The 25565-nt window shown below is 74.1% G+C and carries 22 protein-coding genes; 9 read left to right on the plus strand and 13 right to left on the minus strand.

Annotated features, from left to right (window positions below):
• Positions 1-37: 37 nt before the first annotated feature.
• The 3 genes from KBX43_RS30230 to KBX43_RS30240 all read right to left on the minus strand — a co-directional run bounded on the left by KBX43_RS30230 (position 38) and on the right by KBX43_RS30240 (position 2311).
• Complete coding sequence (locus KBX43_RS30230) at positions 38-1066, minus strand: 6-phosphofructokinase (RefSeq protein ID WP_043331080.1); 1029 nt, start codon at positions 1064-1066, stop codon at positions 38-40.
• Positions 1067-1245: 179 nt separating this feature from the next.
• Complete coding sequence (locus KBX43_RS30235) at positions 1246-1749, minus strand: pyridoxamine 5'-phosphate oxidase family protein (protein ID WP_043329417.1); 504 nt, start codon at positions 1747-1749, stop codon at positions 1246-1248.
• A gap of 58 nt (positions 1750-1807) precedes the next feature.
• Positions 1808-2311, minus strand: a complete 504-nt coding sequence (locus KBX43_RS30240) for a polyadenylate-specific 3'-exoribonuclease AS (protein ID WP_043329415.1) — start codon at positions 2309-2311, stop codon at positions 1808-1810.
• Positions 2312-2559: 248 nt separating this feature from the next.
• Between KBX43_RS30240 and KBX43_RS30245 the strand changes: the two genes are divergently transcribed.
• Positions 2560-3252 (plus strand): Crp/Fnr family transcriptional regulator, encoded by a 693-nt coding sequence (locus tag KBX43_RS30245; protein WP_013287664.1) that lies wholly within the window; start codon positions 2560-2562, stop codon positions 3250-3252.
• A gap of 62 nt (positions 3253-3314) precedes the next feature.
• Here the strand turns inward: KBX43_RS30245 and KBX43_RS30250 are convergent, their stop codons facing one another.
• A complete protein-coding gene (locus tag KBX43_RS30250; RefSeq protein ID WP_043329413.1) occupies positions 3315-3557 on the minus strand; it encodes a hypothetical protein in 243 nt (80 codons plus the stop codon).
• A gap of 59 nt (positions 3558-3616) precedes the next feature.
• On the opposite strand from KBX43_RS30250, the gene KBX43_RS30255 reads away from it, so the two are divergent.
• The gene (locus KBX43_RS30255) at positions 3617-7165 is read left to right on the plus strand and encodes an AAA family ATPase (RefSeq protein ID WP_205797305.1); all 3549 of its coding nucleotides are present in this window, start codon (positions 3617-3619) and stop codon (positions 7163-7165) included.
• Positions 7166-7168: 3 nt separating this feature from the next.
• Here KBX43_RS30255 and KBX43_RS30260 read toward each other — a convergent pair whose 3' ends face one another.
• The gene (locus KBX43_RS30260; RefSeq protein ID WP_043329411.1) at positions 7169-7864 is read right to left on the minus strand and encodes a 1-acyl-sn-glycerol-3-phosphate acyltransferase; all 696 of its coding nucleotides are present in this window, start codon (positions 7862-7864) and stop codon (positions 7169-7171) included.
• A gap of 186 nt (positions 7865-8050) precedes the next feature.
• Between KBX43_RS30260 and KBX43_RS30265 the strand changes: the two genes are divergently transcribed.
• Together KBX43_RS30265 and KBX43_RS30270 are read left to right on the plus strand one after the other, a co-directional pair.
• Entirely contained in the window at positions 8051-8890 is an 840-nt protein-coding gene (locus KBX43_RS30265) for a DUF308 domain-containing protein (protein WP_043329408.1), read from the plus strand.
• A gap of 172 nt (positions 8891-9062) precedes the next feature.
• Positions 9063-10481, plus strand: a complete 1419-nt coding sequence (locus tag KBX43_RS30270) for a trehalose-6-phosphate synthase (RefSeq protein ID WP_043329406.1) — start codon at positions 9063-9065, stop codon at positions 10479-10481.
• 16 nt (positions 10482-10497) lie between these two features.
• Here KBX43_RS30270 and KBX43_RS30275 read toward each other — a convergent pair whose 3' ends face one another.
• The 6 genes from KBX43_RS30275 to KBX43_RS30300 form a co-directional block, all read right to left on the minus strand.
• Positions 10498-11322 (minus strand): alpha/beta hydrolase, encoded by an 825-nt coding sequence (locus tag KBX43_RS30275; RefSeq protein ID WP_069089002.1) that lies wholly within the window; start codon positions 11320-11322, stop codon positions 10498-10500.
• Positions 11319-12722 (minus strand): NAD(P)/FAD-dependent oxidoreductase, encoded by a 1404-nt coding sequence (locus tag KBX43_RS30280; protein ID WP_210888494.1) that lies wholly within the window; start codon positions 12720-12722, stop codon positions 11319-11321. Before KBX43_RS30280 ends, KBX43_RS30275 begins: the two co-directional genes overlap by 4 nt.
• A 339-nt stretch (positions 12723-13061) precedes the next feature.
• Positions 13062-13760: an endonuclease/exonuclease/phosphatase family protein gene (locus tag KBX43_RS30285; RefSeq protein WP_043329399.1), complete on the minus strand. Its 699-nt coding sequence runs from the start codon at positions 13758-13760 to the stop codon at positions 13062-13064.
• Between the two features lies 1 nt (position 13761).
• On the minus strand, positions 13762-14709 hold the full coding sequence (locus KBX43_RS30290) for an ROK family glucokinase (protein WP_030500161.1): 948 nt from the start codon (positions 14707-14709) through the stop codon (positions 13762-13764).
• Positions 14710-14782: 73 nt separating this feature from the next.
• The gene (locus KBX43_RS30295; RefSeq protein ID WP_043329396.1) at positions 14783-15418 is read right to left on the minus strand and encodes a hypothetical protein; all 636 of its coding nucleotides are present in this window, start codon (positions 15416-15418) and stop codon (positions 14783-14785) included.
• Positions 15419-15456: 38 nt separating this feature from the next.
• Complete coding sequence (locus KBX43_RS30300) at positions 15457-15912, minus strand: SRPBCC family protein (protein WP_043329393.1); 456 nt, start codon at positions 15910-15912, stop codon at positions 15457-15459.
• Between the two features lie 166 nt (positions 15913-16078).
• Here KBX43_RS30300 and KBX43_RS30305 point away from each other — a divergent pair, with 166 nt between their 5' ends.
• The 5 genes from KBX43_RS30305 to KBX43_RS30325 all read left to right on the plus strand — a co-directional run bounded on the left by KBX43_RS30305 (position 16079) and on the right by KBX43_RS30325 (position 23016).
• Positions 16079-17878, plus strand: coding sequence for a long-chain fatty acid--CoA ligase (locus tag KBX43_RS30305; RefSeq protein ID WP_210888497.1), 1800 nt, complete (start codon positions 16079-16081; stop codon positions 17876-17878).
• Positions 17879-17892: 14 nt separating this feature from the next.
• Entirely contained in the window at positions 17893-19587 is a 1695-nt protein-coding gene (locus tag KBX43_RS30310) for a GAF domain-containing sensor histidine kinase (RefSeq protein WP_043329391.1), read from the plus strand.
• A gap of 7 nt (positions 19588-19594) precedes the next feature.
• On the plus strand, positions 19595-20263 hold the full coding sequence (locus KBX43_RS30315) for a response regulator transcription factor (protein WP_013287678.1): 669 nt from the start codon (positions 19595-19597) through the stop codon (positions 20261-20263).
• Positions 20264-20459: 196 nt separating this feature from the next.
• Positions 20460-21272, plus strand: a complete 813-nt coding sequence (locus KBX43_RS30320; protein ID WP_043329389.1) for an SAM-dependent methyltransferase — start codon at positions 20460-20462, stop codon at positions 21270-21272.
• A gap of 76 nt (positions 21273-21348) precedes the next feature.
• Positions 21349-23016: a bifunctional diguanylate cyclase/phosphodiesterase gene (locus KBX43_RS30325; RefSeq protein WP_205797365.1), complete on the plus strand. Its 1668-nt coding sequence runs from the start codon at positions 21349-21351 to the stop codon at positions 23014-23016.
• 48 nt (positions 23017-23064) lie between these two features.
• Here KBX43_RS30325 and KBX43_RS30330 read toward each other — a convergent pair whose 3' ends face one another.
• The gene (locus KBX43_RS30330) at positions 23065-24189 is read right to left on the minus strand and encodes a glycosyltransferase family 4 protein (RefSeq protein WP_104114564.1); all 1125 of its coding nucleotides are present in this window, start codon (positions 24187-24189) and stop codon (positions 23065-23067) included.
• Positions 24186-25445 carry a M48 family metallopeptidase gene (locus tag KBX43_RS30335; protein WP_209962711.1) on the minus strand — a complete coding sequence of 420 codons (1260 nt, stop codon included), beginning with the start codon at positions 25443-25445 and terminating at the stop codon, positions 24186-24188. The genes KBX43_RS30330 and KBX43_RS30335 overlap by 4 nt, the downstream gene beginning before the upstream one ends.
• Between the last annotated feature and the right edge of the window lie 120 nt (positions 25446-25565).

Consider the following 25565-nt stretch of genomic DNA (forward strand, 5'->3'; position numbering starts at 1 on the left):
GCCGTACCACGGGGATCGCCACGCCGTGCGCCGTCGATCAGCTGCCGAAGAAGACCTCGGCCTCGGCGTACCGCTCCAGCGGCACGGTCTTCAGCTCGCGGGTGGCGTCGGCCAGCGGGACCCGGACGATGTCAGTGCTCTGCATCGCGACCATCTTGCCCCAGTCGCCCTCGTTCGCGGCGTCGATCGCGTGGAGGCCGAGCCGGGTGGCGAGCACCCGGTCGAACGCGGTCGGCGTGCCACCGCGCTGGATGTGGCCGAGCACCACGGTGCGGGCCTCCTTGCCGGTCTTGGCCTCCAGCTGCTCGGCGAGCCACTGGCCGATGCCGCCCAGGCGGACGTGGCCGAACGCGTCCAGCTCCTGGTTGTGCAGCACCATCTGGCCGTCCAGCGGCTGGGCGCCCTCGGCGACCACGACGATCGGGGCGTACTGGTGCTGGAAGCGCTTCTCGACGTAGCCGGCGACCTGCTCGACGTCGAACTGCCGCTCCGGCAGCAGGATCACGTTGGCGCCACCGGCGAGGCCGGCGTGCAGCGCGATCCAGCCGGCGTGCCGGCCCATGACCTCGACCACGAGCGTGCGGTGGTGGCTCTCCGCGGTGGTGTGCAGCCGGTCGATCGCCTCCATCGCGATGTTCACCGCGGTGTCGAAGCCGAACGTGTAGTCGGTGGCGCCCAGGTCGTTGTCGATCGTCTTCGGCACGCCGATGACGTGGACGCCCAGCTCGTGCAGCTTGGTGGCGACGCCGAGCGTGTCCTCGCCGCCGATCGCGATCAGCGCGTCCACGCCCTGGGCGGCCAGGTTCTCCTTGATCCGCTCCACGCCGTTCTCGATCTTGAACGGGTTGGTGCGGGACGAGCCGAGGATGGTGCCGCCGCGGGGCAGGATGCCGCGCACCTCGGGGATGCCCAGCGGCTTGGTCAGGCCCTCGAGCGGGCCCTTCCAGCCGTCCCGGAAGCCCACGAACTCGTGACCGTAGGTGGCGACGCCCTTGCGGACCACCGCCCGAATCACCGCGTTGAGACCTGGGCAGTCGCCGCCGCCGGTGAGCACGCCGATACGCATGATCTGCTCATCCTCCTGGAGCATCAGGTGAAGCCCGGATAAGCCCCAGGATATGTGTCAGATCAGACCATCGGCGCCGTTGCCGGCCCGGGGCGGGCCGTCAGTGCGCACTGTAGTCGCCACAGGTGTACGCCGACACCGCACCCCGGGCCGTTCCGGACGACGGACGGCCCTACCCGTCAGTAGCTGACCTCGTGGTTCTCCCCCGCCTTCGGCGGCTTGCCGGTCACCGCCGCCCTGGCGAACCCGAGCAGGTTCACCACTGTGCTGCCGGGCGAGTCCCAGTACTCCGCCGAGCCGGCGTGCACCTTGATCAACGTGATCCCCGGCGTGTCCAGACCGTCCGGGAACCACACCTTGAGCAGCGGGTTCCACAGCTCCTTCGCCCGCTCGGGGTCCCACTCCTCGGTGGCGGTGCCGGCCACCGACACCCAGGCGTGGTGGCGCTGGTCGGAGAAACCGACGTTCACCTGGGGGTTGACCCGGATCTGCCGCACCTTCGCCGAGTCGGCGTATGCGAAGAACCACAGGTCCCCGTCGAACTCCGCCTCCTGCAGCCCCATCGGGCGGCTGACCAGACGACCGTCCACGCCGGTGGTGGTGAGCAGGCAGATCCGGGCGTCCCGGATCAGCTCGGTGACCCGGCGGCGGGCGTCCGCGGCGCTTGTCGGCTCATGGCTCATGGGGCACTCCTGTCTCGGATCGGCGTAGATGCCGCTCCCGTGCCCTGGGCGGAACCGGTCAAACCTCCCGCGCCGTCATCGCCCGCCACCGTGCCAGGTTGTGCCGGGCGTCGACGAGCGCGTCGTGCCGGTCCGCCTCGGCGTCCGGCAGCCGGGGACGCCCCCGGTCGTCCCAGAGCTGGCGCAGCTCCTTGGTGAACCGGGGGATCTCCCGGGGCAGCGCCGGCATCGCGCCCCAGAGCTGGGCCAGCACGACGTGGTCGTACGCGGCGTACCAGGCCCACAGCTCCAACTGCTCGCCCGGCCGGTCCCGCACCGGCTCCAGCAGGAAGTCGTGCAGGTCGTCACGGATGCGCGCGCGCGAGCGCCAGGCCCGGTCGGCCGGCGAGGGGAGCTTGTCCAGCACGTTGCGCCGCACCCAGGGCACCGCCCGGGAGTCGTCGAACTCGGTGGATACCGCGTAGAACTCGCGGCCGTACTCGTCGACGACGCCGATCGACACCAGGTCGACGATCCGGCCGTCCTCGATGAATTCGCAGTCGTAGAAATAGCGGTAGACCATCGCCCTCATCCTCGCCCATCACCGCCGGGGACCGCCCGCCGGGGCGTCCGCCGAGGTCGGCGGCGTGCCGGACACGGCCGGGCCATGGTCACGGAAGTGTCTCCGGGGGTGTACAGCACGCGACGGGACCGTCATGATCTGATGTGTACCGCCGTCGGGCGCCGAACCGGTTGAGCTGCCTTCGTACCGGGACTGACAGCTTCACCCGGTGTGCGAGTCGTGACTTCTGACCGGGGAGGGGTTGAGCCGTGGAGTCTCGCCTGCCGGAGCCGGGTGACGCGCTCACGGGCGTGGAGATGTTCGCCGGGCTCGAGCCGGAGGTGCGGCAGCGGGTCATCGCCGCGGCCGTACCGCGCACCTACCGCAAGGGGCAGCTGCTCTTCGTCGAGAACGACCCCGGCGAGTCGCTGATCGTCCTGCGCCGCGGCGCGGTCGCGGTGTTCCGTACCGCGCCGACCGGCGAGCGCGCGGTGCTGTCGGTGATCCGACCCCCGGACGTGCTCGGCGAGGTGTCCCTGTTGGACGCCTCCACCCGGTCCGCCTCGGCCGAGGCGATCGAGGACTGCGCCGCGCTGGCGCTGTCCCGGCCCGCCTTCATGGAGCTGGTGCACTCCAACCCGCGCATCCTGGACGCGGTGATGCGCTCGCTCGGCCAGCTGATCCGCCGGCTCACCGAGCAGAACGCCGACCACGTCTTCCTCGACCTGCCCGGCCGAGTGGCCAAGACGCTGGTCCGGCTGGCCGGCGAGAGCCAGGCCCCGATGATCACCATCGAGCTGAACCAGAGCCAGCTCGCCGAGATGGCCGGCGGCTCGCGGCAGAGCGTCAACCAGGCCATCGGCTCGTTCGCCAGCCGGGGCTGGCTGCGTACCGAAGGGCGCCGCATCGTGGTCACCGACGTGGCCGCGCTGCGCCGCCGGGCCGGCATGAACGACCGCTGAGCGACGACGACGCGGGGGCCGGCGGTCGTCCCGCCGGCCCCCGCGTCGTCGTGGTCGGACCGTCAGTCCTTGTCGCTGTCGGCCGGGGGCGCGCTCGGGCCCGGGCCGATCTTCGAGGGGTCGGTCTTCTTCGGCGGGGTCGTCGTGGTGGTCGTGGTCTCGGTCGATCCGCTACCCGCGGGCTGCTCCACCATTCCTTTTTCCTCCAGTTCGGCGAGGGTTACGGCGTCCACGTCGACCGTGTCGCCGACGGCCCACACCGTCCCCCGTGGATCGGTCCATGAGGCGGACAGCCGGACGTGCACGGCAATCTCCCTGTCGACGGGACTTCCTGCTAGGGGAGACTAGACCCGGCCGAACAGCCGTGACGTCCCGCCGACCCGTCGGGTACCCGACTGCGGCGGCCGCGCGGGACACTGGGGACCTCACGCGTACGGAGCCGGACATCGACCTCACCTGTGGACACTGCGCCCGGACCGCCGGGCCGGACGACCGTTTCTGCGGCGGGTGCGGCCGTCCGCTGGCGGCGTCCTGCCCGGGCTGCGGGCACGCCAACGACACCGGCGCGAACTTCTGCACCAACTGCGGTCAGCCGCTGCGCGACCACGCGGTGGCGGTACAGGAGGACCGCCGGCAGGTCAGCGTGCTCTTCATCGACATCGTCGACTTCACCACGTACGCCGAGCGGGCCGATCCGGAGCAGGCACGCAGCCTGCAACAGGTCTACTTCGCCACGGTGCGCCGGCTGGTGCACCAGTACGGCGGCGTGGTGGAGAAGTACATCGGCGACGCCGTCATGGCGCTGTTCGGCGCGCCGGTGGCCACCGACAACGACGCGCTGCGCTGCGTACGCGCCGGGCTGGAGCTGCAGCGCAGCCTGGCCCGCCAGCCGGCCGGGCCGCACCCGCCGCTGGGTTTCCGGGTCGGCATCGCCACCGGCGAGGCCCTCGTCGACCTGGCCGCGGCGCGCGACGGCGGCCAGGCGTTCGTCACCGGCGACGTGGTGAACACCGCCAGCCGGTTGCAGGCGCTCGCCCCGGTCGGCGGCGTGGTGGTCGACGAGAGCACGTGGGCGGCCACCCGGCGCGAGATGGAGTACGCGGACCAGCCGCCGGTGACGTTGCGCGGCCGGTCCACGGTGAGCCGGATCTGGCTGGCCGTGCGGGCACGGCCCCGGCGCGACGGGCAGACCGCCGAGCTGACCCCGATGGTCGACCGGGACCACGAGCGGGGCCTGCTGGTCAGCGCGTTGCACCGCACGCTGACCGAGCGCACCTCGCAGTTGCTCACCGTCTTCGGCCCGGCCGGGGTGGGCAAGAGCCGGCTGCTGCGCGAGCTGGCCCGGCACGCCGCCAGCCTGCCCGGCGCCCGGGTCACCTGGCTGACCGGCCAGTGCCCGCCGTTCGGCGAGAACGTCACCTACGCCGCGCTCGCCGACATCGTCCGCAGCTGGGCCGGGCTGACCGGCGCCGACGACCCGGCCACCGTCCGGGACCGGCTGCGCGAGCGGCTGGGGCGCCTCGCCGAGCCGCACGCGGTACGGCTGGCCGAGGCGCTGGGCCCGCTCGTCGGCGTCTCCGGCGAACGGCTCACCTCGGCCGAGACCGAGGCGGCGTGGCGGCGCTTCCTGCTCGCCCTGGCCGCGACCGGCCCCACGGTGCTCGTCTTCGAGGACATGCACTGGGCCGACGAGGCGATGCTGTCCTTCGTCGAGCAGCTCGGCGCGGCGGCGCGCAACGTGCCGCTGCTCGTCGTCGCGACCGCCCGGCCGGAGCTGCGCGAGCGGCACCCGGCCTGGACCGGCACGATCAGCGGGGCGATGTCCATCTCGGTGCCGCCGATGCACGACGGGGACATCGACACGCTCTACTCGCTGCTGCTCGGCCAGGCCACGCTGCCGCAGGACGCGCGGGCGCCGCTGATCGAGTTCGCCGACGGCAACCCGCTCTACGCCCAGGAGTACGCGCGGATGCTGCTCGACGGCGGGCTCGCCGAGCGGACCGCCGGGCTCGCGCTCGTCGACCCGGCCGGGGTCGCCGGGATGCCGCGTACCGTGCAGGCGGTCATCGCCAACCGGCTGGACCTGCTCGACCCGGCCGACCGCGCGGTGCTCCAGGCCGCCTCGGTGGTGGGCGTGCAGTTCTGGGCGGCGCCGGTGGCGCTGGCGCTCGGCCGCCCGACGGAGTGGGTCGAGCGCGCGCTGCACCACCTCCAGCGCCGGGACCTGGTCTACGAGCTGCCCGTCTCGACCATGCCCGGCCAGGCCGAGTACCGGTTCCGGCACGTGCTGGTCCGGGACGTCTGCTACCAGCGGCTGCCCCGCGCCGAGCGGGTCGCCCGGCACCAGCGCACCGCCGACTGGCTGGAGCAGCTCGCCGACGGCCGGCAGCACGACCGGGCCGAGGTGCTGGCCAACCACAGGTGGGCGGCGCACGAGATCGCCCGTACCGTCGGGCTGGACCAGGCCCCGCACGCCGCCGCGACCCGGTCCGCGCTGCACCGGGCCGCCCGCCGGGCGTACGAGCTGCACGCGCTGGAGACCGCTGCCACGCTCGTGGAGCGCGCGCTGAGCGTGGAGTGCGGACCGGACCCGGCGCTGGAGCTGTTCCAGGCCGAGCTGGCGTTCTACCGGGACCGCGACGGGTTCCTTGACGGCGGCGGGACCGCGCTGCTCACCACGCTGGCCGGCCGGCTGGCCGACGCCGGTGACCGGCCCGGCGCGGCGAAGGCGTGGCGGCTGCTGGCCACGGCGGCCTTCGCCCGGGCCGACCGCTCGGAGCTGATGCGCTGCCTGGATCAGGCGATCGGGCTGCACGCCACGCTGCCGGACAGCGAGGACAAGGTGGGCGTGCTGCTGGAGCTGGCCCGGGCGCACATGCTCGACGCGGAGACCGAGCCGGCGTGCGTGGCCGCGCGCAGCGCCGCCGAGCTGGCCGAGCGGCTGGGGCTGCCCGAGGCGCGGGCGAACGCGCGCATCACGCTCGCCGTGGTCCGCTACCAGGCCGGCGCCGAGGAGGCGTACGCGGAACTGGCCGAGGTGACCGAGGAGTGCCGGGTGGAGCGGCTGACCAGCCGCCGCCGCGCGGTGCACAACCTGGCCTGGGTGCTGCAGGAGGAGGGCGACCTGACCGGCTCGGCCCGGCTGGTCGACGAGCAGCGGTCCCTGGACCTGGCCGGCGAGCACGCGCTGACGGTGAGCTTCAGCGACCAGTGGGCCCAGTCGTACTACAGCGGGGACTGGACGGCGGCGCTGCGGATGGCCGAGGGGTCGACGCGACGCCCGACCGACGAGTGGGACCTGCACATCGTGGCCGTGTCCGGCTGGATCCGGGCGCTCGGCGACGACCCGGCCGGCCCGGGCGCCGGCGAGGACCTGGTGGACCAGGCGCTCGTCGCGGCCCGGCGCAGCGGCTTCCAGCGCGTGCTGCGCTCCACGCTGGCGCACGCGGCGCTCTGCCGCGCCGTGCAGGGCCGCCGGGACGAGGCGATGGCGCTGCTCACCGAGCTGGACGAGGACTGGCGGCAGACCAAGATGATCCCGTTCGCCGAGTGGGTGCCGGCGGTCGGTCACGTCGCCGCGCTGCTCGGCGGCGATGCCGCGGAGCTGGTGCGCGACCTGCTGGCCCACGCGCCACGGGTGACCCGCTGGGCGCGGGCGGCCGGGGGGTCGGCCGAGGCGGCGCTGGCCCGGCGGGCCGGGGACGCCGCGCGGGCGGGCCGGCTGCTCACCACCGCCGCCGAGGGGTACGCGGAGATGACCGACGTGACCGACCAGATGATCGCGTCCGCGCTGGCGGTCGGGCCGTTGACCGAGGCGGACCCGCCGGCCGCGGCGGCGACGCTGGCCCGGGTACGCGCGTTCGCCGGCCGGCACGCCGCCGGTGGGCTGCTGCGGATCGCCGGGGCGGGCTGAGGGTCAGGCCGGTACCGGCTGGCGCGCCCCGGCGCCCTTGGCCTTCTGCGCGTACGTGTCGACGTACTCGCGGCCGGACAGCTCCATCAGCTCGTACATGATCTCGTCGGTGACGGCCCGTTCGACGAACCGGTCACCGGCCATCCCGGCGTAGCGGGAGAAGTCCAGCGGCGGCCCGAACCGGATCCGCACCCGGCCCAGGTTGGGGATGATCTGGCCGGTCGGCTGGATGGCGTCGGAGTTGAGCATGGCCATCGGGACCACCGGGGCGCCGCTCTCCAGCGCCAGCCGCGCCACCCCGGTCTTGCCCCGGTAGAGCCGGCCGTCCGGCGACCGGGTGCCCTCCGGGTAGATGCCGGCGATGCCGCCGGCCCGCAGCACCGACAGCTGGGTGTCGAGGGCGGCACGGGCGGCCCGGCCGCCGGAGCGGTCGACCGGGATGGTGCCGGAGCCGACGAAGAACATCTTGGTGAGCCAGCCCTTGAGGCCCCTACCCGTGAAGTATTCGGCTTTGGCGATGAATGTGACTTTTCGCTTGACGATCAACGGAGTGAAGATCGAATCCGAGAAGGAGAGGTGATTGCTGGCGAGGATCACCGGCCCGGTGTCCGGCACGTGCTCCAGTCCCTCGACCTGCGGGCGGAAGATCAGCCTCAGCAGCGGGCCGAGGATGATGTACTTCAGCAGCCAGTACAGCACCGGCGTCCTTCCCGTGTCGGTGGCGGCGGGCGGGTCGCCGCGTGGCCCCGGAGGCGCCGTCGGCGCCCGGAGGAGTCCGGGAAGAGGGTACGAACGACGAGCGGCACGCCACAACGCACTCCCGGAACCGGGTGCCGACGTGTCACGATTCAGGGCACGGGCAGGGATCGGCGAAGGGGGTGTCCGGTGTCAGGGGGCGGGCCCCGTCGGGGACGGCGGGACAACGGGCTCGACGCGGCCGAGTACGCGGTCGCGGGCGACGTCGATCCACGCGTCGGCGAGCACCTGCTCGACGTGCTCGCCGCCGGTGGCATCGCGGCCTACCTCCAGCCCTCGGCCGACCTGAACCCGGTGACCCGCACCACCACCGTGCCGGCCCGCCCGGTCGACCGGCTCTACGTCGACAGGTCGCACCTGACCACCGCCCGGGACTACCTCACCCAGCTCGCCGACGAGGGCGGCGGCGAGCAGCCGCGCGCCGACGAGCCGGACATCGAGGCCGAGTGGGCGAAGATCGTCGCCGGGTTCCACACCGCGCCGAGCGCCGGCAGCCACCCCTGGCCCGCGGCAGAGGACGTGGACGACCCACCCCCGCCGGGCGCCGCCGCCGGCAGCCGCCCCGAGGAGCCGGCCGGGCCGACCGCCACCGACGTGCGCCGGCTGCCGTACGCGGCCGACATCTCCGGCGTCTCGCTCAGCCGGGACCGGCACGACGAGCCCTCGCTGCTGGACGGCCTGGACACGTTCGGCGCCAACCTGCCCGACGAGGCGTCGGACGAGGAGCACTACACCCCGCCCCCGCCGCCGCCGCTGCCCCGCTTCTCCAAGTACGCGGTGCTCGGCGTGGCCTGCATCGTGCTCGGCTTCCTGCTGTTCCTGTCCCCCACCGTGGTGTCGCTGGTCGACCCGTCGGTGGTGACGCTGCTCGGCTTCTCCGGCATCCTGGCCGGTTTCGTGATGCTGATCTGGCGGCTGCGCCCCGGCGACCGGGACGACCACGACCCGGACGACGGCGCGGTCGTCTGAGGTCGCGCCGTCCGGCTCTGCCCGGATGGCGGGACGCCGCTCGCCCCTGGGCCGGGACGTAACAAGCGTGTAACTTACAGTCAGTAGGAATAGGCTGAACGTCACGTCCCGCACCGGCTGTCCGGCTTGCGTCTCTTCCGGGTCGCCGGTCCCCTGCTGAGCGGAATGCCCGATGCGACAGAGCCCCCTGGTGGTGGTGGCCAACCGCCTCCCCATCGACGACAGTGTGGCGCCCGACGGCGCCTTCGAGTGGCGCCGCAGCCCCGGCGGCCTGGTGAGCGCCCTGCACCCGCTGCTGCGGCAGACGCCCGCCACCTGGGTCGGCTGGGCCGGCGGCACCGGTCCCGCCCCCGCGCTGCCGGACGTGGACGGCGTCCGGATGCACACCGTCCCGTTGAGCGCCGAGGACTTCCGCGACCACTACGAGGGCTTCGCCAACGCCACCCTCTGGCCGCTCTACCACGACGCCGTCGAGCAGCCGGAGTACCACCGCCGGTGGTGGGAGGCGTACCAGCGGGTCAACCAGCGCTTCGCCGAGGCGGCGGCCGAGACGGCCGAGCCCGGCGGCCTGGTCTGGGTGCAGGACTACCACCTCCAGCTGGTGCCCGGCCTGCTCCGCGACCTGCGACCGGACCTGCGGATCGGCTTCTTCCTGCACGTGCCGTTCCCGCCGCCGGAGCTGTTCATGCAGTTGCCGCGCCGCGCCGAGCTGCTGCGCGGCATGCTCGGCGCCGACCTGATCGGCTTCCAGCGGGCCCAGGCCGCGCACAACTTCGCCCAGCTCGCCACCAAGGTGCTCGGCCTGCCCGCCACCGACCGGCGGATCGGCGTCGACGGCCGGGTGGTGCGCATCGGCGCCTTCCCGGTCGCCATCGACACCGCCGAGATGTCCGCGCTCGCGGCCCGCCCGGAGGTCGCCGAGCGGGCCCGCCGCCTGCGGCAGGACCTGGGCCAGCCGGAGCAGGTGATCCTCAGCGTCGACCGGATGGACTACACGAAGGGCATCGAGCAGCGGCTCAAGGCGTACCGCGAGCTGCTCGCCAGCGGCGACATCAAGGTCCGCGACACCGTGCTGGTGCAGGTGGCGGTGCCCAGCCGCGACCGGGTGGCGCAGTACCAAATCCTGCGGGACCGGGTCGAGCACCAGGTCGGGCGGATCAACGGCGAGTTCGGCCGGGTCGGCGAGCCGGCGATCCACTACCTCTCCCAGCCGTTCGACCGGGCCGAGCTGGTCGCGCTCTACCGCGTCGCGGACGTGATGGCGGTGACGCCGCTGCGCGACGGGATGAACCTGGTCGCGAAGGAGTACGTGGCGGCCCGGGTCGACGGCACCGGCGCGCTGCTGCTCAGCGAGTTCGCCGGCGCCGCCTCCGAGCTGGAGCAGGCGTACCTGGTCAACCCGCACGACCTCGACGGCCTCAAGCAGGGGCTGCTGGCCGCGCTGCGGGCCGGCCCGGAGGACGTGTCGGCGCGGATGCGCGCGATGCGCGACCATCTGGCGCGCAACGACATCCACGCCTGGGCGGCGTCCTACCTGAGCGCGCTGGAGGAGAGCGGGTCGCTCGCCGGCCGCCGCGCCGCAACCCGCTGAGCCGGCGCCCCGGCGCTCACCCCGCCGCGGACGCCGGGTCCTTGTCCAGCCAGTCCAGGATCGCGTCGATCGGCTCCCGCCAGCGGGCGTCGAGCATCAGGTCGTGCCCCATGCCGGGGAAGAGCAGCGGCGCGGAGGCGTACCGCTGGGCGGCCCGGATCAGCGCGGACGCCGGCACGACCCGGTCGTCCGGGCTGCCCAGCACCAGCACCGGTGGCCGGCCCACCGCCGGCTCCGGCCCCCGGCCGGTCAGCAGCTGCCACTGCGCCCGCCGCCCGGCCCGGCCCAGCCGGGCCAGGTGCCGCCGGGCGTCGGCGTCGGGCAGCTCCCGGCTGAACAGCTGCCGCCGGTGCAGCCGCAGCCCGGCGCCGAAGACCGCCGGCAGGGTCCCGGCCGGATTGCGCCGCAACGCCGTGCCGAACGTCGCCCAGCCGCCGAGCACCGGCGCCACCAGCACCGCGGCCCGCGCCGGGTAGCGGGCCAGCGCGTGCGCCACGACCCGGGCGCCGGCGCCGTGCCCCACCAGCACCGCCTGCCGCGGCAGGCTCGCCGCCACCTGCGTCACGTCATGGGTGTACGAGCGCAGCGTCGCCTCCGGCGCCGGCTCGCTGCCGCCGTGCCCGCGCAGGCTCAGCGCGTACGCCGGGAAGCCGCGACCGGCGGCGTGCCCCAGCCAGTGCTCGGCGAACGCCCACGCGCCGTGGCCGAAGCCGGGTACGAACAGCAGCGGCGGCTTCGCCTCCTCCCGCTCGGGTACGGCGGCGAGAACCTCCCGGCGGGCGGGCCGCTCCGGCCGGGCCCACTCCCAGGACCGGACGACCCGCACACGCTCAACCGTCATTTGACACCCTCCAGCTCGTGCAGCGCCCGCTGGAGCGCACGCAGGTAGTCGGCGTGCCCGACCTCGAACCAGTGCCGGGTGCTGTCCTTGACCTTGGCCGAGTACCGCTCGCCGAGGCCCGCGCGGACCTTGCGTTCGAACGCGGCGGCCCGCTCCGGCCGGGTGGCGCGCAGCGTGAGCAGCCGGGCGAACAGCACGCTCTGCCAGTGCGAGATGGGGAAGATGCCGGAGTCCGGCTGCACCAGGCCGACCACGGCGAGCGTGGGATGCCCGGCGGTGAACGCGTTGAGCCACAGCCGGGGCCGCCCGGACCCGTCCTCGTCGCCGAGCACCTGTCCCTTGAGGAACTCGAAGCGCGGCAGGTAGCCGGTGGCGAAGACGACCAGCTCCGGGTCGATGCGCCGGCCGTCGGTCAGCTCGACCGCGCGGTCGTCGAACCGGGCCACGTCCGGCACCGGCGTGACCTCGCCGTGCCCGACGTAGTAGACGAGCTGGCTGTTGGCGATCGGGTGCGTCTCGTAGACGCGGTGGTCGGGCTCGGGCATGCCGAACCGGGTCAGGTCGCCGACGGTCAGCCGCAGCGTCCAGTGGTAGAGCCACTGCCGTACCCGCAGTGGCACCCGCAGCGCCAGCAGCGTGTCGTTGACCTGGTCGGCGGGGCGGCCGAGGACGTACTTCGGGGCGTACCAGTAGCCGCGCCGGGTGGAGTGCCAGCAGTGCGACGCCTGCTGGGCCGCCTCGACCGCGATGTCGCAGCCGGTGTTGCCGGCGCCCACCACCAGCACCCGCTTGCCGCGCAGCTGCGCCGGGTCCTTGTAGGACGAGGCGTGCATGACCTCGCCCCGGAACTGCTCCAGCCCTTCGTAGCGGGGCAGCTTCGGCGACCAGTTGTGCCCGTTGGCGAGCACCACGGCGGCGTACCGGGAGGTGCGTTCGGGGCCGTAGCCGCCGGTGCTGCGCGTGGTCACGTCCCACCGGTCCCCCTCGACCGGCTCGACCCGGACCACCTCGGTGCCGAACCAGACGTGCTGGCGCAGGTCGAAGTGGTCGGCGTACCGCTCGAAGTAGGACAGCAGCTGGCTGTGGTGCGGGTAGTCCGGCCAGTCGTCCGGCATCGGGAAGTCGGGGAACTGGGTGAACGGCCGGGACGAGATCAGGTGCGTGCTGGCGTACACCGGGCTGCGGTCGTGCCGCCAGTTCCAGGCGCCGCCGACGCCTGTCTCCCGCTCGTAGCAGTCCACGCCGAAGCCGGCCTCGCGGAGGTTCTTGACGGCGGTCAGGCCGCTGGCGCCGGCGCCGATGACGCAGACCGTGTCACCCCGGTCGGAGACCGGGGTGACACGGCTCGATGCGACCGTGGAGTCCGGATCGGGGTGGCCGGGGTCGGTGGAGGAGGACACCGCGAAATCCTGCCGAGAATGCCAGCGGTTGTCCAGCCACCGATTTCGCCGCCGCCCACCCGCTCGACTCGCTTGACACAGCGTCACCGCCGACCCGGTCACCGAGCGTGAATGGACCGGCCGCGCCGGAGGCGTACCTCGTGCGCCCTTTGCTCTGCCGCCACGGACGCGGCACCGGCGGGAGCTGGCCTGACGCCTCTCGGCCGGCCGGCCGGGAGGCGGCCGCCGATCACGACAGGTAACTGATGCGCATGTGGCGGCAGAGCAAAGGCGGCGAAGCGGTTGTCCTGCCGGCCGCCGGGTCCGTGACCGTGCGTCACGGCCGGCGGTCCGCGGCCGTCAGGCGGTGGGCAGCAGCAGGTCCACCAGGACCGGGAAGTGGTCGCTGGCGCGACGGGTCAGCGGCGTGTCCACCACGTCGTAGTCGACCACTGTGATCCGGGGGTCGACGAACAGCGCGTCGATGCGGCGGCGCGGGTCGGCGCAGGAGAACGTGTGCCGGTCGGCCCGGTCGGCGGCCAGCGCCGCGTCGGTGAGCCCCTCGGCGACCGTCCGCCAGGCCGGCCCGTCCGGGCCCTCGTTGAGGTCCGCGCCGGCCACCACGGGCAGCGTCGACGCGGCCAGCTCCCGCTTGAACGCGGCCGCCTGCGCGGGCCGCTCGGCCGGGTCGGTGGACAGGTGCGAGCCGGCCAGCAGCACGTCGACGCCGCCGACCCGGCAGCGCGCGTACGCGGCGCCGCGCATGTGCCGCCCCGGCGTCAGCGGATACCGCTGGCAGCTGGTTTCGGTGACCCGCACCCGCAGGCTGGTCAGCAGCACGTTGCCCAGCGACGGCAGGCCACCGGCCGCCACGACCATGCCGAACGACTCGGCGAGCGCGGCGCACTTCTGCCGCCACCGGAACCGGCGCGGTCCCTCCTGGACGATCACCACGTCCGGCTCCGCGCCCCGGACCACCTCGGCCAGCGCGGCGGTGTCGTCCCGCTGGCCGTGGACGTTGTACGACAGCACCCGCAGCGGCACACCCGAGTCCGTCATGTCAGATCCGCCGGGCCAGGTCGGCGGCGCCGATCACACCTGCGGTGTTGCCCAGCTCGGCCGGGCGTACCTCGGCGACGGGCAGGCGGCTGCGCTGGGCCAGCGCCTCGGCGAACGACCGGCGGGTCGGGCCGAGCAGCAGGTCACCGGCGTCGATCACGCCGCCGCCCACCACCAGCACCTGCGGGTCGAGGATCTGCGCCATGTCCGCGAGGCTGGTGCCGAGCCAGCGGCCGACCTGGGCGAACGCCTCGGTGGAGACCGGGTCGCCGCCCTTGGCCGCGGCGGTCACCATCGGGCCGGTGATCGACTCGGCCTCGCCGTCGGCCAGCTCCAGCAGCGCGGTGGCCCGGTGCGGCTCCTGCCGGGCGGCGGCGCGGGCGAAGCGGACCAGGGCGCTGCCGCTGGCGTACTGCTCGATGCAGCCCAGCCGGCCGCAGCCGCACTGGTGGCCGTCCGGCACGGTGAGCATGTGCCCCAGCTCGGCGGCGATGCCGTTGGCGCCGCGGACCAGGCCGCCGCCGAGCACGATGCCGCCGCCGACGCCGGTGCCGATGGTGAACATGACCATCGAGTCGTCGGCGTCGCGGGCCGCGCCGTAGCGGAACTCCGCCCAGGCGGCCACGTTCCCGTCGTTCTCCACGATCACCGGCAGGCCGGTGGCGTCCCCGACGTACGTGCGCAGCGGCTCGTCCCGCCAGGCCAGGTTCGGGGCGAACAGCACGGTGGAGCGGGAGGCGTCGATCCAGCCGGCGGCGCCGATGCCGACCGCCTCGACGGCGTGCCCGGCGGCCAGTTCGGTGACCACCTCGATGATGACGTCGCGGGTCTTGGCCACGTCGTCGGCGGGGGTGTCCCGTCGCGTCTGCACGAGTACCGTGCCGGCGTCGTCCACGACACCGCCGGCCACCTTCGTGCCACCGACGTCGACTCCGATGGTCAGCGTCACCGCTGCCACTCCCCTCTGCTGTGCTGCCCGGGGACCGGCCGAACCAGCCGTACGGTCCCGGGATGTCCGGTGGTCAGGCCCCGTCGCCTGGTGCGTCCGCGCCCACCTCTCCGGACGCCCGCGAGGCGGGCACCACGGGACGGCCGGCCGGTGGCCGGCTCGTCGCCGGCTCCGGCGGCCCGGCGGCGTCGGCGGCGGCACCCGAATCGGCCGCGCCCTCCCCCCGGGTGGCGGCGGACCACACGTCCTGCTCGGGTGCCGGCTGAGAATCATGCCCGGTACGGGTCGCCTCGCGCCACACGTGGTCCCCGGATCCGTCCGCCGCGGCGGTGCCGTCGTCGGCGGTTCGCTCCGGCTCGGCGGGGGTGAACGCGCGCAGCAGGCTCGCCACGCCGGCCGCCAGGTCCCCGGCGCCGGTGGCGAGCCGCTCGGCGAATTCCGGACTCGGGTCGCGCAACGCGGCGATACCGCGACAGACGGGGCAGACACAGCATTCCGGCGAGCCGGTGGCGAAACCGGCGGGCGCGGGCGTCTCCGGAGCGGGCCCGGCGCCGGGCGGGGTGTGACCGAGGACACCGGAGAGGATCCCACCGAGCGGACCCCAGGCGCCGGAGCCGGGCGCGGCGGCGGCCATCTTCGCGCCGGCGAGCAGGGTGGCGACGAGGCGCTCGGCCTCTTCCCGGGCCGAACCCGGATCAGTGGTGCCCATGGTTCGGCTCCTCCAGCGTGACTACCGGGACGGTCGGGTCAGTGCGCCGCACCGGGTGCTTCTACCCGGCGCTTGAGCTGCTTCAACGCCGTATCCATGATCATTTTCTCGGCCTTGCGGCGGAACATGCCGAGCATCGCCACGGACAGCTCCACCTCCAGCGTGTAGGTCACCGTGGTCGTCCCGTCCGGGTTGCCCACCAGGTCGTACGACCCGCGCTGGGACCGCTGCATCTTCGACGGGGCGACCAGGCGCCACTCGATCCGGGAGATGTCCTCGGCGTACTCGTAGGCCAGCACGTACTCGTCGGCCAGCACGCCCGCGTCGAGGGTGAACCGGACCTGGCTGGCATAGCCGTCCTCGTACTCCTCGATCACCTCGGCCTCGCGTACCGCCTCGGTCCACTCGGGGTAACTGGGGAAGTCGCAGATGACGGCCGCCACCCGATCCGGTGACGCGCCGATGATGATCGACTGGGTGGAGGAGTCCGCCATGGGGGGAGGCTACCCGGCCGCGTCCCGCCCGGCGCCGCTCCACCCGCCGACGGGCCTCCCACCAGCCGGTCGGCCAACCTCCCTGGCCGACCCCCCGGGGTGTGCGGGTAGGTTTCGACAGAGCCGACCAGGCCGGCCCCCGCCGGTAGAGCACGAGGGAGTGCAGGTGCGCGAGTTCTCCGTCCCGCCGATCGTCACCGTCGGCGACGCGGCCAACCTGACCGACCCGGTCTGGGAAAACGCCGAGGTCGCCCCGGACACCGTGCAGTTCGTCCGTCCCGGCGCGGGGACGGCGCGCGAGGAGGTGACCTGCCGGCAGTTCCGCGACGAGGTGGTCGCGGTGGCCCGGGGCCTGATCGCGGCGGGCGTCTCCCCCGGCGACCGGGTCGGCCTGATGAGCCGCACCCGCTACGAGTGGACCCTGTTCGACTACGCGATCTGGGCCGCCGGCGCGGTCACCGTGCCGATCTACGAGACCTCCAGCGCCGAGCAGGCCGCCTGGATCCTCGGCGACTCCGGCGCCGTCGCCGTGGTGGTGGAGAGCACCGCGCACGCCACCCTGGTCGCCGGCGTCCGGGACCGGCTGCCCGAGCTGCGCGAGGTCTGGCAGATCGAGCTGGGCGCGGTGGACGACCTGGTCACCGCCGGCGAGGCGGTCGACCCGGCCGAGGTCGAGACGCGCCGCTCCATGCTCAAGGCCGGCCACGTCGCCACGATCATCTACACCAGCGGCACCACCGGCCGGCCGAAGGGCTGCGTGCTGACCCACCGCAACATCTACACCGACATCGCCAACGCGGTGCCGGTGCTGCCGAACCTGTTCCGCCCGGGCGCCTCGACGCTGCTGTTCCTGCCGCTCGCGCACGCCTTCGCCCGGCTCATCCAGGTCGGCGTGGTGCACGCCCGGGCCACCATGGCGCACTGCGCGGACACCAAGAACCTGGTCGCCGAGCTGCAGGACGTCAAGCCGACGTTCGTGCTCTCCGTACCCCGGGTCTTCGAGAAGGTCTACAACGGCGCGCGGCAGAAGGCCGAGTCCGAGGGGAAGGGCAAGATCTTCGACCGGGCGGAGAAGGTCGCCATCGCCTGGAGCGAGGCGCAGGAGCTGCCCGGCGGTCCCGGCCTGGGCCTGCGCGCGCAGCACGCCCTCTTCGACAAGCTGGTCTACCGCAAGCTGCGGGCGGCGATGGGCGGCCGGTGCCGCGACGCCATCTCCGGCGGCGCGCCGCTGGGCGCGCGCCTCGGGCACTTCTTCCGCGGCATCGGGGTGACCATCTGCGAGGGGTACGGCCTGACCGAGACCTCCCCGGCCGCCGCCGCGAACCTGCCCACCGGCACCCGGATCGGCACCGTCGGCCGCCCGCTGCCCGGCGTCACCATCCGGATCGAGGACGACGGCGAGGTCCTCATCGCCGGCGACATCGTCTTCCAGGGCTACTGGCACAACGAGGCGGCCACCGCCGAGGCGATCAGCGCCGACGGCTGGTTCCGCACCGGCGACCTCGGGCACCTCGACGAGGACGGCTACCTGAGCATCACCGGCCGCAAGAAGGAGATCATCGTGACCGCCGGCGGCAAGAACGTCGCCCCGGCGGTGCTGGAGGACCAGGTACGGGCGCACCCGCTGATCAGCCAGTGCGTGGTGGTCGGCGACCGGCAGCCGTTCATCGCCGCGCTCGTCACCATCGACGAGGAGGCGCTGCCGAAGTGGCTCGCCGCGCAGGGCCGCCCGGAGACCACGAGCATCGCCGAGCTGCGCGAGGACGCGACGCTGCGCGCCGAGGTGCAGGGCGCGATCGACCAGGCCAACCAGGCGGTCTCCAAGGCCGAGGCGATCAAGGTGTTCCGGATCCTGCCGCAGGACTTCACCGAGACCACCGGTGAGCTGACCCCGTCGCTGAAGGTCAAGCGGCAGGTCGTGCACAAGACGTACGCCTCGGAGATCGCGGAGATCTACCAACGCTGACTACGATCCGTCACGTGCCCGCCTCCACATCCGGCCAGCCGCAGACGCAGCCCCTCGCGGTCGCGGCCCGCGCGGTCCTCCTCGCGCTGGTCGCCGCCCTGACCCTGTTCGCCACCCGCGACGCCGCCCAGCTCTGGTGGATCGCCCTGCTGGGCGTCGCGGGGCTGCCCGCCGTGCTCGCCCCACAGCACCGGCTGCTCACCCCGATCAGCAGGTTCGCCGAGGTGGTGGTGCTCGGGCTGGCCGCCAGCCAGGTCGCCGCCGACACCCACCTCACCGGTGTCACCGGGGGCGTTGGCGCCTCGGCGGTGCTGCCGTACCTCGCGGTGCCGGTCACCGTGACCGCGCTGAGCCGCCGGTTCCGCGAGGGCGCCGCGCTGCTCGCGGTGGCGGCGGCGACGCTCGTGGCGAGCGCCGCGTTCACCCGGGTCGACGGCGGCGCGCAGCTCGGTCAGGTCGGCTACCTGGCGGTCTGCGCCCAGTGGCTGATCCTGGCCGGTCTCGGCCTCTACACCGCCGGCACGCTCCAGCGCGTGATGCGGGTCCGCGGCGAGGGCAAACCCCAGCCGTACGCCGAGGCGACCCGGCTGCTCACCCAGCTGCGTACGGTCGCCCGCCAGCTGCCCGGCGCCACGCTCGACCCGGGCGGCATCTCCGAGCACCTGCTGGAGGAGCTGCGGGTGGTGGCGAAGACCGACCGGGGCGCGGTGCTCTCCGCCAGCGGTGGCGGCCGGCTGGTGGTGCTGGCCCAGATCGGCGCGGACCGGGTCGACTGGGAGACCACGCTCGACGCCGACTCGGCCATCGCCGACGCCTGGGCCAGCCAGCAGCCGACCGTCTCGTCCCGGTCGCAGGCCCGGTCCCGGCACTCCGGCGAGGTCTCCGCGCTGATCGTGCCGCTGGTGGCCGGCGTACGCACGGTCGGCCTGGTGGTGATCGAGGCGGACACCGCCGCCGCGTACCCGCCGCCGGTGGTGTCCCGGGTGACCGCGCTGACCGGCCCGGCGGCGCTGCGGCTGGAGGCGGCGCTGCTCTTCGACGAGGTGCGCTCGCTGGCGACCAACGAGGAGCGGCAGCGGCTGGCCCGGGAGATCCACGACGGGGTCGCCCAGGAACTGGTCATGGTCGGGTACGGCATCGACAACGCCCTGGCCACCGTGCACGAGGACGCCGACGAGACCGCCGACTCGCTGCGCACGCTGCGCCAGGAGGTGACCCGGGTGATCACCGAGCTGCGGCTGAGCCTGTTCGAGCTGCGCAGCGAGGTGGACCGGCACGGTGGCCTGGCCGCCGCCATCGCCGAGTACGCCCGCACCGTCGGCGCCTCCGGCGGCCTGCGGGTGCACCTGTCACTCGACGAGTCCACCGCCCGGCTGCCGGCCGCGACCGAGGCCGAGTTGCTGCGCATCGCGCAGGAGGCGGTGACGAACGCCCGTAAGCACGCCGGCGCGTCGAATCTGTGGGTCACGTGCGAGGTGGATCCCCCGTACACCCGAATCGAAGTGTCGGATGACGGTCACGGCATCGGTGACCAGCGCCCGGACGGGCACTATGGCCTTGCGATCATGGCCGAGAGGGCGGAACGTATCCGAGGCCGGTTGGAGATCAGGCCACGTCGACCCAGTGGGACGACAGTGGCCGTGGTGCTCGGCTCGTCGCCCCGGCGCGATAAGGTGCGCGGCAGCGCCGCAGCAGCAGAAGGGGAGTAACCCGAGGATGACCAGCAGTCCGACACCGGCCACCCGTACCAAGGTTCTCCTAGTCGACGACCACGACCTCATCCGTAAGGGTCTTCGTCACGCGTTCGAGCGTGACCGTCAGTTCGAGGTCGTGGGCGAGGCCGCCACCGCCGCGGAGGGCGTGCGCCAGGCCGGCGCGCTCCAGCCCGACGTGGTGATCATGGACCTTCGCCTGCCCGACGGCAGCGGCCTGGAGGCCACCCGCGCCCTGCGCAAGTCCAGCGCGTCGATGGGCATCGTCGTGCTGACCATGTACGCCGGCGACGACCAGCTCTTCGGCGCCCTGGAGGCCGGCGCGAGCGCGTTCGTGCCGAAGACCGCGCCGGCCGACGAGGTGGTCGCCGCCGCCCGGCACGCCGCCTCCTCCCCCAGCGCGTTCACCGCCGCCGACCTGGCCGAGGCGATGAAGCGCCGGCTGGCCCCGTCCGGCCCGCAGCTGTCCCCCCGTGAGGGCCAGGTGCTGCGGCTGCTCGCCGACGGCATGAGCGTGGCGGGCATCGCCAAGCAGCTGTTCGTCAGCGAGTCGACCGCCAAGACCCACATCTCCAAGCTCTACGAGAAGCTGGGCGCCGCCAACCGGGCCCAGGCGCTGATGACCGCGCTGCGGCTGGGCCTGCTCGAGGCACCGGACGCGCCCAAGTTCTGAGGCACACCGCCGGAAGAGGCCCCGTCCACCGCGGACGCGGGCCTCTCCGGCGTCGTGGGTGCGGCTGACCGCGTACGGTGAACGGCCGGACGCATAGCGACGACGGTCTTTGCACCACGACGGCGGAGGGGCAGAATACCCGGGTGATCCGCGCGGCGGTGACCACCGCGCGCCGTCGACACCCGAGGGGCAGGACATGCAGCGGCCGGACTGGGCACCCGAGACGATCGACATCGAACGCCCCAGCGTCGCCCGCATGTACGACTACTACCTCGGCGGCTCGCACAACTTCGCCGCCGACCGGGCGGCCGCCCGCGCGATGGTGGAGGCGGTGCCGGAGGCGCCACTGATGGCCCAGGCCAACCGCGCGTTCCTGCGCCGGGCCGTGCAGTACCTCGCCCAGGCCGGCGTCCGCCAGTTCCTCGACATCGGCTCCGGCATCCCCACCGTCGGCAACGTGCACGAGATCGCCCAGCGGATCGACGGGCAGTCGCGCGTCGTCTACGTCGACGTGGACCCGGTGGCGGTGGCGCACAGCCAGGAGATCCTGGCCGGCAACGAGCACGCCACCGTACTCCAGGAGGACCTGCGCCGCCCGGAGGCGATCCTGACCCATCCGGAGGTCACCCGGCTGCTGGACTTCAGCCGTCCGGTCGCGGTGATGATCGTGGCGGTGCTGCACTTCATCCCGGACAGCGACCGCCCCGAGGAGATCCTGCGGACGCTGCGCGGAGCACTGGCGCCCGGCAGCCACCTGGTGCTCTCCCAGGCCAGCGAGGAGGGCCGCGACGGCACCGGCGAGCGGGCCGAGGCGGAGCGGGTCTACCGGCGCACCGACAGCCAGCTCTGGATCCGCAGCCGGGCCGAGCTGACCGCGCTGTTCGACGGCTTCGAACTGGTCGACCCGGGTGTGGTGTGGGTGCCGCAGTGGCGGCCGGACTCCCCCGACCAGGCCGAGAACGCCGAGCGGGCCGTGTTCATGGGCGGGGTCGGGCGGCTCGGTGGGTGACGACGCGGCCCGCAGCAGGCCCGGCGTGTTCGCCCGGGCCTGGGCCAAGGCGGTGTCCGGCACCAGCTACCTGCCGATGACCCAGTCGCAGCTGGAGGAGATGCTGCAACGGCTCACCGAACGGCTGGCCCAGGCGCTGCGTGCCGAGCCGTTCGACCTGCGGATCGGCCAGCAGGTCGGCGCGGAGCTGGTGCAGGCGCACATCGCCTCCGCCGAAGGGCTGGGCCGCACCGTCGAGGTGATCCAGCTGCGCCTGGTCCGCGACCTCGACCTGGTCGTGGACGACGTCGAGGACCGGATGGCCCGGCTGCTCGCCACCGTCGCCACCGGGTACGCCCGCGCGCTGCGCGACCGCACGCTCGACGAGCAGGAGTCCATCCGCCGGGCCGCCATGATGGCCCGTGCGCAGGCGGAACGGGCGCTGCGCGACAGCGAGGCCCGGTTCCGGCACCAGGCCACCCACGACCCGCTCACCGGCCTGCCCAACCGCACGCTGTTCACCGAGCGGCTGGCCGCCGCGATCAACCGGGGCGCCGACCGGGTCGGCGTCTGCTTCCTGGACCTGGACCGGTTCAAGGTCGTCAACGACTCCCTCGGCCACCAGGTCGGCGACTCGTTGCTGGTCGCGGTGGCGCAGCGGCTGCACGAGGCGCTCGGCGAGCATCTGGTGGCCCGGCTCGGCGGCGACGAGTTCGTGATCCTGATCGAGCGCACGACCGGCACCGACGACGCGGTGCAGGTCGCCGAGGCGGCGCTGGCCGCGGTACGCGAGCCGGCGCTGGTCGACGGCCACGAACTGACCGTCTCGGCGAGCATCGGCATCGTGGAGCGCCCGGTCGCGGGCACCTCCCCGATGGAGCTGATGCGCGCGGCCGACAGCACGCTGCACTGGGCCAAGGCCGCGGGCGGGGCCCGCTGGTCGCTGTTCGACGCCGACCGCAACCGCCGCGACCTGGCCCGGTACGCGCTGTCCGCGGCCATCCCCGCCGCCCTGGACCGGGGCGAGTTCTACCTCGACTACCAGCCGCTGACGTCCCTGCGCGACGGGCGGGTCCTCGGCATGGAGGCGCTGGTCCGCTGGCGTCACCCGGAGCTGGGCGTGCTGCGGCCGGACAGCTTCATCCCGCTGGCCGAGGAGACCGGGCTGATCGTCCCGCTCGGCAGCTGGGTGCTGGCCGAGGCGTGCCGCGAGGCGGGCACCTGGTCGGCGGTCGACGGCGACGCGCCGTTCGTCAGCGTCAACCTCGCCGTACGCCAGTTGCACCGGGCCGACCTGGTGCCCGAGGTACGCGGCGTGCTCGGCCGCACCGGCCTGCCGCCGCGCCGGCTGCAACTGGAGATCACCGAGAGCACCATGATGAGCACCGTGGTCGAGCCGGTGCGGGCGCTGCGGGTGCTCGGTGACCTGGGGGTCCGGGTCGCCATCGACGACTTCGGCACCGGCTACTGCAACCTCGCGTACCTGCGGGACCTGCCGGTCGACGAGCTGAAGGTGGCCGGTGAGTTCGTCACCGGCCTGCGCGCGCCGGACAGCGGCACCGACGAGCGGATCCTGGCCTCGCTCGTGTCGCTGGCGCACGCGCTGGACCTGACCGTCACCGCCGAGGGCGTGGAGACGGCCGACCAGGCGGACCGGCTGCGCGCGATCGGCTGCGACGCCGGGCAGGGCTGGCACTTCGGCCGCCCCGGCCCGGCGGCGCCGCACCTGGGCCGGGTGCCCGTGCACGTCGAAGCCGTCTCCTGAGGCGGCTCGGCCGTCGTGCCGGAGCCGCTTGCGGGTCGGGGGCGGCGGTCAGCCGGCCAGCAGCGCGGCCATCCGCTGCGCCTGCGTCTCCCAGCGCCACTCCCGTTCCACCCAGGCCCGGCCGGCGGCGCCGAACTGCCGGGCCAGGTCCCGGTCGGCGAGCAGCGTGGCCACCCGGTCGGCGAGCTGGGCCACGTCCCGGCCGCCGACCACGTACCCGGTCTCGCCGTCGCGGACCGCGTCCGGCGCGCCCCCGGAGTCGCCGGCCACCACCGGCAGCCCGGTGGCGCCCGCCTCCAGGTAGACGATCCCGAGGCCCTCCACGTCCAGGCCCCGGTTACGGGTGCGGCAGGGCATCGCGTACACGTCACCGGCCGCGTAGTGGGCGGGCAGGTCGGCCGACGGCACCGAACCGGTGAACACCACGTCGCGTTCCAGTCCGCTCTGCCGGGCCAGCTTCTCCAGCGTCGAGCGGTACGGTCCGCCGCCGACCACCAGCAGCGCGGCGCCGGGCACCCGGCGGCGGATCTCCGGCAGCGCGCGGATCAGCATGTCCTGGCCCTTGCGGGGCACCAGCCGCGACACGCACACCACCACCGGCCGGTCGGCCAGCCCGAGCCGTTCGCGGACCTTCGTGCCGTCGACGTCCGGGTGGTAGGTGTCCACGTCCACGCCGGGCGCGAGCCGCCGCAGCTCGGTCAGCCCGTCCAGCACGCGCGCCAGCCGCGTCCGGGTGTACTCGCCGAGGTAGGTGGTCACGTCCACGCCCCGGCCGATCCGGCGCAGGGCCGAGCGGGCGCCGGGCAGCGCCGCCCATCCCACCTCGTGCCCGTGGGTCAACGCCACCGCCCGGCGGATCCCGGACCGCCGCCGCAGGCCCGCCGCGAGCAGCCCCAGCGGGGCCGCCGCGCCGAACCAGACCGTGTCGCAGTCGTACGAGCGGGCCAGCCGCGCCGCCCGCCGCGCGATCAGCGGCGTGGGCAGCAGCACCCGGGTACGTTCCCGCACCACCTCGAACGGCTGGTCGGCGTCGAACTTCTCCGCCCCGCGCCAGCTCGACGCGTAGACCACCACCGAGCCGGGCTGCTGTCGCACCGCGAGGTTGTGCACGAAGGACTGGATGCCACCGGGGCGCGGTGGGAAGTCGTTGGTGATCAGCAAGGTGCGGCTCATCGGCCGGACTCCCTGGCGTAGGCGCGGGCGGCGGCCATCCGCTCCACGGTGGACGGGTGGGTCGCCGACCAGAGGTGCTCCCAGCGCGGCGGGTCGGGGTCGGCCAGGTTCACCCCGGCCAGCCGGCGCTGCATCGCCTCGAACGTCGCCGGGTCGCCGGTGAGCGCCAGCGCGTGGGCGTCGGCGCGGGCCTCGATCCGGCGGGAGACCAGCGCCTGCACCGGCGTGGTGAGCAGCCCGGCGACCGTGACCAGCGCGATCAGCAGCGGGAACGCCCGCGGCTGGGCGATCGAGTCGACGCCGGCGAGCCGCAGCAGCGGCGTCCAGGAGCCGATCAGGTAGAGCGCCACCACCGCGGCGGCGGCGCCGAGCGCGCCGAGCAGCGTGCCGGTCCACACGTCCCGGTCCTTGGCGTGGCCCAGCTCGTGGGCGACCACGCTCGTCACCTCCGCCGGCTCCGCCTCGCGCAGCAGCGTGTCGTAGACCACCACCCGCCGCGTCGGGCCGAGCCCGGAGACGTACGCGTTCACCGCCCGGGTGCGCCGCGACGCGTCGGCGACGAGCACGTCGCGCACCGGTACGCCGTCCTGGGCCGCCATCGCGGTCAGCTCGCTGCGCAGCGGGCCCGGCTCCATCGGGGTGAACCGGTTGAACACCGGCTCGACGAGCACCGGCAGCACGAACGACAGCACCACCACCAGCGCCGCCGCGCCGGCCGCGCCGAACGCCCACCACCAGCGCGGGGCCAGCCGGACCACGGTGTAGAAGCCGAGCAGCACCAGCGCGCCGATCACGGCGCTGACCGCGTACGACTTGAGCAGGTCGACCGCCCAGCCGCCCCAGCTCTGGGTGCTCAGCCCGTAGCGGACCAGCACGGTGCGCCGCCAGGCCGCGAACGGCAGGGTGAGCAGGTCGGCGAGGAACATGACGGCCAGCCCGCCGAGCACCGCCTGCGCGATCCAGTGCCCGCCGAAGGGCCGGCCCGCCAGTTCGACCAGGCGCCCGCCCAGCGGGGTCAGGCCGAGCAGCAACGCCACCACCAGCCCGACCGCCAGCGCCGACCAGGCCGCCGGGCGCAGCGCGCCGTGGAACGCGCGGCCCCGGGTCACCTGTTCGGCCGGAAGGTCACGCAGCGCCGCGAGCTGGTCGGCGCGGGGCGCGGGCGGCCGGCTCCACGGCACCAGAAGCGCCACCGCCACGAGCAGCGCCACCGCCAGGCCGGCCAGGGTCAGCAGGGCCCACGCGCGCGGGGTCACCGCTCCACCCCGCCGTCGTGCCCGGTCCGCGTCATCCCGCCCCCTCCCGCCGTGACCGCTCATCCTATTGCCCGGCCGCGCAAGCGAGACCGCCGTGCCCGCCCCGCGGCCGGGCAATAG

This window comes from Micromonospora sp. C41 (assembly GCF_018070485.1).
Taxonomy (GTDB): Bacteria; Actinomycetota; Actinomycetes; order Mycobacteriales; family Micromonosporaceae; genus Micromonospora; species Micromonospora chalcea.